At 70.1% G+C, this 13830-nt stretch carries 12 protein-coding genes and 1 pseudogene; 3 read left to right on the forward strand and 10 right to left on the reverse strand.

Translation table 11 applies throughout. The features are described 5' to 3' along the window. Positions 1-42: 42 nt before the first annotated feature. A complete protein-coding gene (locus IEZ13_RS10675) occupies positions 43-4899 on the reverse strand; it encodes a GAF domain-containing sensor histidine kinase (RefSeq protein ID WP_183220746.1) in 4857 nt (1618 codons plus the stop codon). 57 nt (positions 4900-4956) lie between these two features. Then, a complete protein-coding gene (gntF, locus tag IEZ13_RS10680; protein ID WP_183220747.1) occupies positions 4957-6204 on the reverse strand; it encodes a guanitoxin biosynthesis pre-guanitoxin forming N-methyltransferase GntF in 1248 nt (415 codons plus the stop codon). A 300-nt stretch (positions 6205-6504) separates the two neighbouring features. Here gntF and IEZ13_RS10685 point away from each other — a divergent pair, with 300 nt between their 5' ends. Beyond that, positions 6505-6879, forward strand: coding sequence for a carbohydrate ABC transporter permease (locus IEZ13_RS10685; RefSeq protein WP_229794602.1), 375 nt, complete (start codon positions 6505-6507; stop codon positions 6877-6879). A gap of 107 nt (positions 6880-6986) precedes the next feature. On the opposite strand, the gene IEZ13_RS10690 is transcribed toward IEZ13_RS10685, so the two are convergent. From IEZ13_RS10690 to IEZ13_RS10710, 5 genes are all read right to left on the reverse strand, one after another. Beyond that, positions 6987-7934: a TIGR01777 family oxidoreductase gene (locus IEZ13_RS10690; protein WP_183220749.1), complete on the reverse strand. Its 948-nt coding sequence runs from the start codon at positions 7932-7934 to the stop codon at positions 6987-6989. A 173-nt stretch (positions 7935-8107) separates the two neighbouring features. Beyond that, complete coding sequence (locus tag IEZ13_RS10695) at positions 8108-8599, reverse strand: nitroreductase family deazaflavin-dependent oxidoreductase (protein ID WP_183220751.1); 492 nt, start codon at positions 8597-8599, stop codon at positions 8108-8110. A gap of 173 nt (positions 8600-8772) precedes the next feature. Beyond that, positions 8773-9147, reverse strand: a complete 375-nt coding sequence (locus IEZ13_RS10700) for an ArsC/Spx/MgsR family protein (protein WP_183220753.1) — start codon at positions 9145-9147, stop codon at positions 8773-8775. A 69-nt stretch (positions 9148-9216) separates the two neighbouring features. Then, a complete protein-coding gene (gene folE, locus IEZ13_RS10705; protein WP_229794603.1) occupies positions 9217-9864 on the reverse strand; it encodes a GTP cyclohydrolase I FolE in 648 nt (215 codons plus the stop codon). Beyond that, the gene (locus tag IEZ13_RS10710; RefSeq protein ID WP_183220755.1) at positions 9861-10268 is read right to left on the reverse strand and encodes a hypothetical protein; all 408 of its coding nucleotides are present in this window, start codon (positions 10266-10268) and stop codon (positions 9861-9863) included. Before IEZ13_RS10710 ends, folE begins: the two co-directional genes overlap by 4 nt. A gap of 102 nt (positions 10269-10370) precedes the next feature. Between IEZ13_RS10710 and IEZ13_RS10715 the strand changes: the two genes are divergently transcribed. Continuing rightward, on the forward strand, positions 10371-11102 hold the full coding sequence (locus IEZ13_RS10715; protein WP_183220824.1) for a helix-turn-helix transcriptional regulator: 732 nt from the start codon (positions 10371-10373) through the stop codon (positions 11100-11102). 254 nt (positions 11103-11356) lie between these two features. Here IEZ13_RS10715 and IEZ13_RS46415 read toward each other — a convergent pair whose 3' ends face one another. Next, positions 11357-11518 carry a hypothetical protein gene (locus IEZ13_RS46415; protein ID WP_203833766.1) on the reverse strand — a complete coding sequence of 54 codons (162 nt, stop codon included), beginning with the start codon at positions 11516-11518 and terminating at the stop codon, positions 11357-11359. 5 nt (positions 11519-11523) lie between these two features. After that, complete coding sequence (locus IEZ13_RS47855; protein WP_203833767.1) at positions 11524-11697, reverse strand: hypothetical protein; 174 nt, start codon at positions 11695-11697, stop codon at positions 11524-11526. Between the two features lie 52 nt (positions 11698-11749). Here IEZ13_RS47855 and IEZ13_RS10725 point away from each other — a divergent pair. Next, positions 11750-12559: pseudogene (locus IEZ13_RS10725) on the forward strand (aldo/keto reductase); the annotation flags it as partial. Between the two features lie 82 nt (positions 12560-12641). On the opposite strand, the gene IEZ13_RS10730 reads toward IEZ13_RS10725, so the two are convergent. Next, a complete protein-coding gene (locus IEZ13_RS10730; protein ID WP_183220759.1) occupies positions 12642-13655 on the reverse strand; it encodes a sensor histidine kinase in 1014 nt (337 codons plus the stop codon). Positions 13656-13830: the final 175 nt, after the last annotated feature.

The following is a 13830-nucleotide window of genomic DNA, read 5'->3' on the forward strand; positions in this document are numbered from 1 at the left end:
CCGGCACTCGAAACGGCCGGGACCCTCGCGGTCCCGGCCGTTTCAGGTGCGGCTCATGTCCGGGTGAGTTCCCACCGTGACAACGGTCGCCGGCGGAAGCGAGACGACGAAGGTCGACCCGTGCGCGGGCGAGTGGCGATAGCGTATGTCGCCGCCGTTGGCGCGAGCCAGTTCACGGACGATGTACAGGCCCAGCCCGGTGCCGGCGACCTTCCCGGCGGTGTTCTCGGCGCGTGCGAAGCGGTCGAACAGCCGGTCGCGGAACTCCGGCGGCACGCCCGGGCCCCGGTCGGCGACGTCGATGGTCACGGGGCCGCCGTCGGAGCCGTGCACGTCGATCGCCTCGACCCCGCCGCCGTACTTGTCCGCGTTGCTGATCAGGTTGGTGAGGATCTGGTCGAGGTGGCCGGGCTGGACGGCGGCGACGAGGTCGGGCGGGCAGGAGACGGTGACCGCGGTGGTGGCGGCGCCGAGCGCGGCCTCGATGTGGTCGGCCACCCGGACCGGGCGCGGGGTCGCGGTGAGCCGGCCGGCGTCGATGCTGACCAGGGCGAGTACCTCCTCGACGATGCCGGCCAGCCGCCGGGCGGCGCCCTGTTGTCTGGCGAGCAGCCGCTCGGCCGACGGTGGCAGGGGATCGCCGGTCAGGACCAGGTCGAGGCTGCCGAGGATCGTGGCCAGCGGGTTGTTGATCTCGTGGCCGAGCATGCCGATCAGGTCGGCCTTGAGCTGGTTGGCGGCCTCCAGCTCGCGGTTGCGGTCGGCGATCTCCGCGGTGCGTGCCCGGACCTCGTTCTCCAGCGAGTCGTAGTGCAGGGCGTTGTCGAGGGAGACGGCCAGTTGCCCGGCGATCAGTTCGACGGTCTGCAGGCGGCTGGTGGAGAAGACGCCGCGTTGCCTGCGGTTGGCCAGGACCAGGACGGCGTCTTCGGCGCTCTGGCAGGGAACCGGGATGACCAGCAGGCTGCACGCCTCGAGACCGGTCAGGTACGGATCCTGCGAGAACCGGTCGTCGCGGGTCGCGTCGGCGACCAGCAGCGGTTGGTGGGTGCGTTCGACGTAACGGACGGCGGACGCCGGCAGGCTGGTGGTGGACGAGCCGGAGACGGTGCGGTCCCGCAGCGACAGATGCACGTCGGTGGCCCCGGTCATCGCGCACAACACATCGATCACCTGCGTGGTCAGCCCGGCGAGGGTGGTCTTCGAGCTGAGCGCCCGCGACGCGCGCAGGATCGCCCTCAGGTCCAGGCGGTCGGCGCCGCTGCCCGGGCCGACGATCGCCGTGTTCCGCAGGAAGGGGTGCTCGGCTTCGAGGCGTGCGACCGGGCCGCCGGCGCCCCAAGCCTGGTACGCGTCGCGCGCCTCGGCCAGCAGCCGGCGCCCGGCGTGCGTCAGCCCCTGCTCCAGATGCAGGCGGGCGGCCCGTTCGGCGAGCAGGGCGTGATGCCATGGGCGGCCCGTCACCTCGTTCAGGCCCTCGTCGAACAGCCGGATCGCGGTGACGGCGTCGCCACCGGCCCGGGCCTTCTCCGCGTCCACGAGCAGCAGCAGCGGCCGGAAGTTGCAGGGCATGTCGGCGGCCCGGCGGGCCAGCCAGTCCCGAGCGTCCGCCGTCGCGGGGGAGGGGTCGCTGAGGCAGCGGGTGACCCGGGCGAGCGCACTGGAGTAGAACCCACGGATCGCCTTGCAGTGCACCATCGCCGCGGCCGAGTGCTCCTCCAAGGCCGTGGTGTCGTCGCTCAGCAGCGCCGCCAGGGCGCGGTCCAGGTGATAGCCGGCGAGTAGGGCCGAGTTTTCGCCGATCTCGTCCAGGTAGGCCGCCTCGTCGAAGTCCTCGCCGTCGAACGGCCCCGGCCCGGCGGTTTGCCCACGCAACACCTGGATCAGCCGCCGGTGTCCGAGAGCCATCAGCCGGGCATGCCAGTTGCCGGTCCGTTCCGCGAAGGCCAGCACCGCCGTGGTCTCCTCGGCGCAGGTCTGCAGCGAGTCCTCGGTCTCCAACAGCAGGACCAGCAACCGCGCCCAGTGCCACCCGGCGATCTGCACGTCGCCGACCGCGAGGAGCTCGTCGCGAACCTGCCAGCAGCCCTCGACGACCTCCTCCAGCGGCTCGAACCAGGGCGCGGCCAGCAACAGGTGCTGGTAGGCGGCCACCGCCGCCGCGTGGTAACCGTGCTCGCGAGCGGCCCGCAGCGCGTGCCCGGTCAGCAGGTATCCGGTGCGGTGGTCGTCGAGCAGCCAACTCGTCACGCGTATGGCCCCGCCCAGAGTGCCGGTCAGCGGCTCGCACACCCCGTTGCGCTGCCACAGCGTGTGTGTTCGCAGCACCAGCCAGGCGTGCAGGTCCGGGTCGATCATGTAGGTGGGCCCCTGCATCCGCTGCAGGATCCGGGCCACCGCGACGATCCGCGGATCGGTGGACTCCCACGTCGGGTAGGCCGGTCCACGGACGGCCACCCAGTCCCGGAGCTCGAGCACGGCGCGCTGGTTGTCCGCGACCAGGTCGGCCGGCGGGGTGATGCCGAACCGCCGCAGCGCGTCGAGCCCGAGAGCGATCGCCGCGGGGCACTCGTTGCGTACGGTCAGACTGTTGATCTGTACGGCGGTGGCGGTGGCAAGGATGAGAGGGTCCGGGGAGCGAGCGGCGAGATCGTGGTAGATCCGGTCAGCCTCGGTGTGCCGGCCCAGGCAGTAGAGCGTGGTGTGCCGGTCCACCGCGATCGCGTCGTCTGCGGCGCTGCCGGCGGCGAGGACCCGGTCGGCGGCGGCCAGCAGTTCGTCGGCGCCCGGATAGTTGGTAATCCGCGCGGCGCGGCGGCCGGCCTGGTGCAGCAGAGCCGATGCGGTCCGGCGCTCGCCGTCGTCGCTGACGAGGCCGGTGACCGCGAGGTACTGCTCGGCGGCCTGCTGCTCGTAGTCGCCGTGTGCGGCCAGGCGGCGGGCCATCGCCAGCCGCGATCGATCCATCTCGTCGGCCGGAACCAGATCTCGGGCTGCCTGCAGGACCAGGTCGTGGCAGAACTTGACCGTGCTGTCCGCGCTGATCAAGCCATCGGCGACGGCGGGAGCGAGGTGTGCCGGGAGGGAGACGGGCGGGGTCGCGGTGGCGGTGGCGAGCAGTTCCGGGGGGACGTTGCTGCCGAGACAGGTCAGCGCGACCAGTAGGCGTCGGGTCGTCGCCGGCTGTTGCTCCAGGCGGGCGGTGAGCAGTTGCGGCAGGTGGTGGCGGGTGACGAAGTTCCGTACCGGATCAGGGTCGAAGTCCCAGCCGTCTTCCGCCGGTGTCAGCAGGCCCTCGGCGCGAAGCCCGTTGATCAGTGCCACGGTGGCGTACGGATTCCCGGAAGTCGCCTCGCCGATCAGGTCGGCGAGCGACTCCGCGGCCGAGGGCTCCAGACGCAGCACCGCCCCGGTCAGCTCGGCCAGCCCGGCCCGGTCCAGCCCGGCCAGCCGCAACGGCGGCTCGGCGAATCCGTCGCGCTCCCAGCGCGCGGCGAGGCCGGCGAGCGGACGGCCGGCGTCGCTCTCCTCGTCCCGGTAGGCGCACACGACCAGCAGCCCGGGGACCGGCCCAGCGGCCACCAGCCCGTCCAGCACCCGCAGCGATGCGCTGGTCGCCCACTGCAGGTCGTCGACCATCATGACCAGGGGGCGGTGCGCCGCCACGGTGCGCAGCAGCGTGACCGAAGTCCCGCTGACCCTGGTCGGCGGGGTGACCAGGTCCAGCGGCTCGGCCGCCTTCTGCCAGCCGAGCAGTATGTCCAGCTCGGGCACCACGCCGGACAACACGTTGCCGACCGGATCCAGTGCGGCGACCAGCCGTTCCCGGTGGTCCTCCAGCTCCGCCTCCGGTAGGGCGAGCAGCAGCTTGGCCAGGTTTCTGATCACCTGTACCGTGCCGCCGGCGTCGACACCGGTGCGGAACTGCTCGTATTTGCCGGCGAGAAACCAGCCACCGCGAGCGGCGATCAACGGTCGCAGCGTCTGTATCAGGGCGCTCTTGCCGATTCCGGCCGGCCCGCTGACCAGCACGGCCCGGCCGTCGCCGGCCAGCGCCCGGTCCAGGGCGGTGGCCAGTGTGCCGATCTGCGGGTCCCGGCCGACCAGGGTGGGCGGTGGCGGCAGGAACAGCGGAAAGTCCCGGTCGCCCGGCGTCCAGTCGCCGTCCGGGTCGGCCGTCCAGCGGGCGAGATCGTGTGCCAGGCCCTCGGCGCTCTGATAGCGCCGGTCCGGGTCCTTCTCCAGCAACCGCATGATGATGTCGCCCAGCCGCGGTGGCAGGCCCGAGGCGGACGGGGTGCCGACGAGGGTGCCGCGCACCAGCTCCAGAGGGTCGTGGCCGGTGACCGGGGGAGTGCCGGTGGCGAGGGTGTAAAGGGTGGCGCCGAGGCCGTAGAGGTCGGTGCGGCGATCGGTGCTCAGGCCGGTACGGCCGGTCTGCTCGGGCGCCAGGAAGCCGAGAGTGCCGACCGGGCCCTCGTCCGGTTCCGGGGCGCCGGTGAGCGCGACGTCGAAGTCGATGAGCAGCGGAGGAGCGTCCGGGCGCAGCACGACGTTGGCCGGGGTGATGTCGCGGTGCAGGACGCCGGCGCGGTGGACCCCGGCGAGTGTGGTGGCCAGGGCGTGTGCGGTGCGGACCAGGTCGGGCAGGGGCATCGGCCCGGCCGGTGGAGGGGTACCGCCGTCATCCTGCAGAACCAGGGTCCGGCGCGCCTGGTGTTCGGCGAGGCGGGGGACGCCGGGCATGCCGGCAAGCTTTTCCAGCACGGCACGTTCGTGCTCGACGCGGCGGATCGCGCCGGCCCCGGTGGCGTGTTTGCAGATCACGCCGGGACCGTCGGACGGGGTGTGGCGGGTCACCTGTGTCCGGTCACTCAGGTACAGCAGCTCCTCAGCCACATATCGGATGATCCCACTTTCCGCATGATTTTTCCCTATATTTACAGCGGCTGGCCGCTAAGCGCGGCGTGCCCGGCAGAGCAGGATCGCGGCGTAGCCGTGGGAACCGCGCTGCGCTGTCGGTATGACCTCGATCCCCTCGTTCACCGGCTCGAAATCGGGCCGCAGGGCCGCTCGGAGGTCGCGTTCATCGATGTCGGCGCCGGGGAAGGTCTTGCCGCCGACCGTGTAGCCACGGCACCGGCGCAGCGCCGCGGTGAGGAAGAGGCCGCCCGGCTGCACCAGGCCGGTGATGTGGCGCATGAACAGTTCCCACGTGGCGCGGTCGCCGGTCGCCGAGTCCGCGCAGTAGGCACTGACCACCGTCGGGTAGCTCCGGTTCACCGGACGAGGATGGTGGGCGTCCACCCGTACAAGAATGGTGATCTTTGCCCTGGTCAGGTCTTCGCGCGCGGTGATCTCGTCGTCGGTCGGACAGGTGTTGCCCTCACACTGCAGGGTGTAGCGGACGAACGGCCGCCAGTCGTGGGCGCCCGGCGCACGCTCGATCCACCGCCGGATCTCGGCCAGGTTCTCCGGCAGATAGTCACCCAGATGGATCTCGGATGCCGTCTCGGCGCACGCGAACACGTGGTGGAGGGTCGGACCGGTCCCGAAGTACAGGATCGGCTGATCGCGTTCGGCGTGGCGCATCGCGTCGACGAGGAACGCGATCGTGGCGATCTCGTCCGGTTCGACGGTGCGGTAGTAGTCGGTGAGGTACTCGGCCGGCACCCAGTCGGTGTCGAACGACGCATGTCCGCGATCCCGGCCGAGAACGGTCCGGGTGAGGCGGGCGAGTGCGCCTTCGTAGCACGCGGCGCCGAGGTTGGCGCCGGCGAGGAAGACGAGTGCCTCGTCGGTGGTGATCGAGTCGGTCGTGACGGCGGCGCCGAATGCGGCCAGGTAGTACGGCACCTCCTTGGCGACCTCGGTGCCGGTGTACGCCACGGCGGCGGCCAGCCGGGCGGCGCGCCCACCGCCGAACCGGCGCCGGGCGACGTCGTACGCCAGCTTGGACAGCACGTTGGTGCTCGCCCCCGTCGCCGCCAGCAGACTCCCGTTCGCTCGCAGGTTGGCGCGCAGCCCGAACACCCAGGCCGTGTAGCTCGCCAGGAGGAACGCCACCACCGTTTGACGGCCGAGGCCGGCGAGCAACCCGGAAGCGACCAGACCGGCGCCGGTGGCCGCCGCCCAGGCGTCCAGCGCGTAGGTGGACGCCACGGTGGCCGCCAGGCTGGCGGCCCAGGCGGCAGTCGGCGACATCCTCGTACCCCTGGCGGCCCTCACCGGCGGAACGGCTGCACCCATCGCTCCTCCTAAGCAGAAAGGTCGTGATGGAGACGGCGGAGGATGCCCGTTGCGTACGTCGCCTTGCCGACAGCATTGACGGCGGGGCGTTGCAGGCCGTGATTAAGGTCTATAACACCTAAACGGCCAGGAATAGACGTTTTGAGGTGTTTTGCCCGTCTTGGTTGAGTAGAGTTGTCGACGTGGTCACCGCATCGCTCCGTGACACCACGCTGGCTGTGCTGACGGCTGCCGGGCTTCTCGCCGGCGCCGCCTGTGGTGGCACCGGCTTCGACAGCCATCTCCGTCGACGTCGAGGAGGCGGCCCGCATCGACGGCGCCGGAATCTTCCGCACCTACTGGTCGGTGGTGCTCCCGATGGCCCGGCCCGCTCTCGTCGCCCTGACCATCCTGTCGTTCCAGGGCTCCTGGAACGACCTCACGCACAGTCTGATCGCCGTGCAGGATCCGGGCCTCTACACCCTGCCTCGCGGCCTCGCCGACCTGGTCACCGGCTCGCTCGGGTCCGGCACTCAGTACCCGCTCAAGCTCGGCGCGTCCCTGCTGACGATCATCCCGGTCGCGGTCATCTTCCTGGTCTTCCAACGCTATTTCGTACGCGGCGCGAACGAGGGCGCCTCCCAAGGCTGAGCCGGCCGGTGCGCATGCCGTAGTCGGGAAGCGCTCGTTCTCGTACCCATCACAAGGTCGTCGAGCATGCCCGACAGTAGACCGGTATCCCGCGTCGGCTGGTCGGCCTATCCGCGGCCTCGGCGGCGGCGCAGCGTCAGGTCCGTGGCCGCGGTTCGCCAATGCGGATAGTCGAACGTGAATCCGGCGTCGGCGAGTCGGCCCGGCACGACCCGCCGGCTCTTCAGGAGCAGTTCGGTGTCCGACCGGAGTGCGAACGCGCCGATCTCGGCCATCCAGGTCGTGGCCGGCAGGCCGACCGGCACCCGCCAGGCCGACCGTAGCTCCCGCATGAACTCTCGCTGCGGCAAGGGGCCGGGCGCGGCCAGATTCACTGCTCCTCCGAGGTCGTCGCGGTCGATCAGGTACCGGATGGCACGGACGAAGTCGTGGTCGTGAATCCACGACACGTACTGTCCGCCGCCGGCGACCGGTCCGCCCAGGCCGAGCCGCGCAAGCCGGCTGAGCACATCGAAGACGCCACCGCGGTCCGGGCTCATCACCATGGCCGACCGCAGGGCGACCTTGCGCGTGTGGGGAGTCGCCGCCCGTTCCTGCGCGGCCTCCCAGTTCTGAGCGATCTCGACGCTGTAGGCCCAGTAGCCGGGCACTCCATCCTCGTCGCCGCCGATCCGACCGTCCCGTTCATCGTTGGCCGCGTCGAACCGGTGTGCATAGATGGTTGCGGTGCTCATCTGCAGCCACACCCTGGGTGGCCGGGTCGCCTGGGCGATGGCGTCGCCGACGACACGCGCCGACTCCACCCGTGAGCTCATCATGGCCTCGAGGTTCTCCGCGGTGTACCGGCAGCTCACGCTGCGTCCCGCCAGGTTGATGACGACATCGCTGCCGTCGATCTCCCCGGCCCAGTCGCCGAGCGTCGAGCCGTCCCAGTAGACCTGACGCCCACCCCTGGGGGAGCGCGTCAGGACAACGACATCGTGACCTTCCGCCGTCAACGCCCGGTCCAGGATCGTGCCGACCTGCCCGGTCCCGCCGGGAATGATGACCTTCACTTGGTCCGCCGTACTTGCGGAATAGCCGCGCCGGCGGCCTTCAGATAGATGGTGTCCATGCCAACCTCCGGTCTTGAGCGATTGCTCAAGACCGGAGGGTACGACGTTTTGAGCGCCCGCTCAAGTTGCAAGACGTGGGGATCGAACGCATGGCGAAACGTGGAGACATCGCTTTAAAGCCACTCAGAGTAGGAGAACGCAACCATCGGCATGCTCGCCATCATCGCAGCGCGACCGTTCTCTGTTCCGTCGTAACCTTTGCCCATCGATGTGAGTAGCCGCCGTGCCGTCCGCGGATGCCGCTTCTCGTAGCGAGCAAACCTCTGGGCCGCCTCCCGTCCATCCAGCATTCGCTGGTGCGGTCGCCAGCGCCGGTTCCTCACCTGCACCTGCTCGGCAGGCTGTTCGGTGATGTTGCGGTACCAATCCGCATGCGGGCCCGTACCCGAGCAAATGATGTACTCGTCTGTCTCCTGATCGTGCTCGACGACCTCGACCGGTGTCTGGAACACGCGACCTGAGACGCGGCCGCGATGAGTCAGGAGCAGAATCCGTTCACCCATGATGAACCCGAGCCGGGCGCGGTAGAGGTGGACGGGTAACCGAAGGAGTCGCTTCCACATCCCGGTCGGCTTCTGTCGAAAGTTCCAATTCTTCAAGCTCATCGGACAAGCCCTCGATCGAACGGGTCAACCTTGGACACGCGTCGGTCCATTCAAACGTCACGGGCAACGAGCGGTCCAGACGCGACTGATCGCGGCTCGACCGCACACCGTGCCGGGGAATGGCTGACCGCCGTCCCCGGCGCATGCCGTTGTGGAGAAGTCGGCGGGTGGGCTCAGTCGTTTCCGGGGGTGCGTTTCAGCGCCTCGTGAACCGCCTCGGGGGTGCGCGCCACGGCGGCCGTGCCGTCCTCGGCGGTGATGATCGGGCGCTGGATGAGTGCGGGGTGCGCGGCCATCGCCGCGAGCCACCGGTCCTGGCTCGATGCGTCACGGGGCCACTCCGCGATACCCAACTCGGCCGCGACCGGCTCGCCGAGCCGGGCGATGTGCCACGGTTCCAGACCCAGGCGATCCAGCACCTCGCGCAGCTCAGCGGTGGTTGGTGGCTGCTCGAGGTAGTGCCGCACGGTGTACTGCGCGTGTTCGGCGTCGAGGATCGACAGCGCCGACTGGCACTTCGAGCAGTCGGGGTTGATCCAGATTTCCACGGTCTACTCCTCGTTCGTTGAGGGTGTTCATCGTCCTCCCTGAGCCGGGTGCGCGGGCGGCCAGGGCCGTCACTGGCGCAGACCGGTGAGCGCGAAGAATTCGGCGCGGGTGGGCGGGTGTTCGCGGTGCAGGCCGAGCAGCGCCGAGGTCGTCGTCCGGGCGCCGGCGGCGCGTACCCCGCGCAGAGACATGCACAGGTGCTCGGCTTCCAGGACGACGGCGACGCCCTTGGCGTGCAGGGCGCGCTGCAGGCAGGTGGCGATCTGCTGGGTGAGCCGTTCCTGCACCTGCAGGCCACGGGCGTAGTGCTCGACGACCCGGGCGAGTTTGGAGAGGCCGACGATCCGCTGGTCGGGCAGGTAGCCGAGGTGGGCGACCCCGTGGAAGGGCAGCAGGTGGTGTTCGCACAGCGACCGGAACGGTACGTCGCGCACGAGCACGAGTTCGTCGTACCGGTCGTCGTTGGGAAAGGTGGTGAGGACGAACGGCTCGGGCGTCAGCAGTTCGGCGTAGGCGGCGGCGACGCGCCGCGGGGTGTCGGACAGGTGCTCGGAGCCGACGTCCTGTCCGAGCGCGGTCAGCAGCGCCCGGACGGCGCCGGTGGCCGCCTCGAGATCGATGGGTGTCACGGCGCGGGCGAGCCGCAGGTGCGGTGGGTCGGCGACCGGGCCGGGTTCGCGCGTGTTCGTCAAGGCGGTGCGGGGCATGGTGGTCATCGCGCCACGCCGGCCGCGAGGCGCGCCAGCGCGAGCGCGCCCAGCAGCAGGCCGAAGTCGCGCAGCGCCACGTCGTAGAAGTCGCCGAGAATCAGCAGGTTGACGATGATGCCGCCGAGCCAGGCGGCGACGAGGTAGCCACCGAAGCGGGGCAGCGCGGCCACGGCGAGGCCAGCGGCGATCTCGATTGCTCCGACCGCCAGCATCGCCTGGTGGGCGGTGCCGGGCACCAGCGTGTCGATTCCCGGGGCGAGGTATTGCTCCCAGTGCGTGAGCAGCCCGGCGAACTTGTCCAGCCCGAACAGGATCGGCGCCACGGTGAACCCGATGCGGAGCAGCCAGAACGCTTGGATAACCGGGTTCTCCCGGACCTGGCCGGCGAGCGTGGGGGAGGTGCTGGTCATGACGGCTCCTTCTAAAGGAAATTTCTTTGTACGTTAGAAGCGGCCGTCTCTTTCGTCAACTTGTGTGTCCGATAGAATCGGGGCATGGTCCAGGAGGTGGCGATGTCCGAGAACTTTGCGGCCGACGTGGCCAGCGTTGCCGCGCTCGGTGATCCCGTCCGCAGGCAGCTGTACTGCTTCGTGGTCGCGCAGGGTGAACCGGTCAACCGAGAGACGTCAGCGGCCGCGATCGGTGTCGCCCACCATGTCGCGAAATTCCACCTCGATCGGCTCGTCGCCGACGGCCTGCTCGACATCGAGTACCGCCGTCCACTCGGGCGCGGCGGTCCGGGCGCCGGCCGCCCGGCGAAGTTCTACCGGCGCGTGCAGCGTGACATCTCCGTCACGCTGCCCGAGCGCCGCTACGATCTGGCGGGGCTGGTCCTGGCCGAAGCGGTCACCGTGGCCAACCGCGACGGGGTGTCCCTCGACGCCGCCTTGCGGGCCGCCGCACGCACCACCGGGCAGGCGCTGCTGCAGAACCATCCCACCTCTGAGACACCGGGGGATGGCGGCGAGCGGGACGTCGTGACCGCCGTGCTGGCCCACAACGGCTACGAGCCGCGCACCGTCGACGGCGAGACACTGTTGGGCAACTGTCCCTTCCGCAGCCTCGCCGCGCAGTACACCGAGCTGGTCTGCGGGATGAATCTCGATCTGATCGACGGCCTGCTGGAAGCCGACGGCCCGCGCGGCCGCTGCGCCCGGCTCAACCCCGGCCCCGACCGCTGCTGCGTCACCATCACACACGACCCGCGAACGGAGCTCCGCGGGCGTACCGAAGAAGGACATTGACATCTGCCCGCCCTGAAAGGGGCTGGGATTCCACTGGGTCGCCCCATGCGGCCCGCGAAGCCGTGTCCGCGCCTATCGATGATCGTTGTGGCGGTCATGGCTGACCGGGCAGAAGCTATCGATGTGTCGGCGCAGTTCCGGGAGCAGCTCCACCGATGCATGACCCGACGGGCGGACGCCTTGTTCGAGCTGGTCGACGCCCTATGGTGCACCGGCGGGCCCGTTCCCCACAGTTGGAGCGGAGCGAAGGTTGATTACGGATTCGGCGTGCTCGTGCTGCTGCTGTCCGCTGCCGGGAACAGCCGTTGAACCGCGGCGACGATCGCTGCCCGGCGTGCGTCCATGAAAGCGGTGTGGTCGGTGTCTGCCGGTGTCACGGCGTTCGGAAAGGCCCAGGCGGTGGCGATCTGGCTCACGAAGGTCAGGATGTCTCCGGTGCCTGGAACGGGTCGTCAGGTGGCGTTTCTCCGGGCGGTAGTTCCAGTTGGCCCCACATCATCAGCCGGTGTCGCTGCGGGTGGCGGCTCAGGTGGTCGTGCACTCTCCCCGCGTACCCGGGCAGATCGGCCGGGTCCATGTGCACCGCCTCGGCCATCGCCGCGAGTTCGCGGGCGGCGATGAACCGGTAGAGCTGCTACGAACTCGGTGTCACCCACTTCGACACCGCTCGCATGTACGGGTGGGGCGACGGCGAGAAGCTGCTCGGGACCGCGCTCGCCCGATCCGCGACCAGGTCACCATCGCCACCAAGTTCGGCATCGAGTCCGACCCCGCCACGATGTTCCGCGCCGACTCCCGCCCCGTGGATCCGCAAGGTCGTCGACGACAGCCTGCGCAACCTCGGCGTCGACTACATCGACGTGCTCTACCAGCACATGGACGACCCGAACGTGTCCGTCGAGGACGTCGTCGGCGTCATGAAGGAATACGTCGACGCCGGCAAGGTGAAGTACCTCGGCCTGTCCAACACCACCCCCGACAACGTCCGGCGAGCCCACGCCGTACACCCCATCGCCGTGCTCCAAACCGAGTACTCGATCTTCGCGCGCAGGTCGGAAGCCTTCTTCCCCGTACTCGAAGAACTCGGCATCGGACTCGTCGCCTACTCGCCGCTGGCCCGCGGCTTCCTCAGCGGCGCCGTCAAACCCCGCGACCAGCACGCCGCCGACGACTTCCGCCAATACATCCCCTGGTGGGCGCCGGAGCACTTCGACGCCAACGTCGCCATCACCGCCGAGCTGACCAAGCTCGCCGAGGGCAAGGGCACCACCCTGGCCCAACTCGCCCTGGCCTGGCTGCTCGAGAAGAAGGACTACATCGTCCCCATCCCCGGCTCCCGCAACCCCGAGCGCGTCGCCCAGAACCTCGCCGCAGCCGAGGTGAAGCTGACCGCCGACGACCTCGCCCGCATCGACGAGATCGCCCCCAACGGCGGCGTCAGCGGCTACCTCACCTGACCGTCCACCACAAGCGCACGGGCCCACACGGGTAGCCAGTCTGCTTCAGCGGGTGGCCGTTCGCGTCCCTGGGCCGCGGGGGTCAGGCTGCCGGCAGGCGTACCTCGAACTGGCAGCCGGGGCCGATGTTGCGTACGCCGACTCGGCCGCCGTGGGCCTCGACGAGGCCGCGCACGATCGCGAGGCCGAGGCCGCCGCCGCCGGATCCGTCAGTTCCCGGTGTGCGGGCGCGTTCGCCGCGGAACGCGACGTCGAAGACCCGGCCCAGGTCGCTGTCGGGAATGCCGCCGCAGGTGTCGGAGACGGCCAGCCACACGCTGCTGTGTTCGCGACCGGCGGCGATATGCACGGTCCCGTCGGCGGGCGTGTACCGGACAGAGTTGATCAGCAGGTTGCTGACGATGCGGGTGAGTTCGCGTTCGCCGGCCCGCACGAGCGGCCAGCCGCTGTCCGCGGCGACCAGCCGGATGCGCCGGCTCGCGGCGAGCGGGGCGACGCCGGCGATGGCGTCGGACACGATCTCGCTCAGCGGCACGGTGGTGGGTACCAGATGCAGCGCGCCCGCGTTGATCCGGGACAGTTCGAACAGATCGTCGACGAGCTGGGTCATGCGGTCGGTCTCGATGCGGATCCGCCGGTGGTATTCGTCGACGGTGGCCGGGTCGTCGATGACGCGGTCCTCGAGGGCCTCGGCCATCGCCCGTAGCCCGGCCAGTGGGGTGCGCAGGTCGTGCGACACCCAGGCGACCAGTTCCCGCCGTCCGGCCTCCAGGCGCCGTTCGCGCTCCCGGGCCGCCTGCGCCCAGACCGCGGAGGCGGCCAGCCGGCTGCCGAAGACGGCGCCGACCGCCAGGCTGATCACCGCGGAGGCGGCGACGGTGACGAGGACGACCCACAGGTCGTGGGCGGACAGGAACATCGCCTGGGCGACCGTGGCGACGCCGGCGACCACCGCGAGCACGGTGACGGCGAGCAGGACCAGGACGTGGACGAGGATGGACCGGCCGCGCAGCAGGCGCAGCGCGCCGGCTCCCGCCAGCCCGACCACACCGGCGGCGGCGAGTGCGTAGAGCCCGATGAGCATCGTGTCGTTCACCGGGCATCAAGGGCGGAAGCCCGGTCCGTCGGGGCCGGGAGGAAGCCTGGTACGGCGCGGGGGCGTGTCGTCATGGCATCTCCAGCATTGAGGCATATCTTCAATAAGTGATGGTGACCGAGTTGCTGAAACTCGCCCCGACGGGCGAGCAGGCCGCGATGCTGGACGCGACGAT

Source organism: Actinoplanes campanulatus (genome assembly GCF_014647795.1).
GTDB classification, from domain to species: domain Bacteria; phylum Actinomycetota; class Actinomycetes; order Mycobacteriales; family Micromonosporaceae; genus Actinoplanes; species Actinoplanes campanulatus.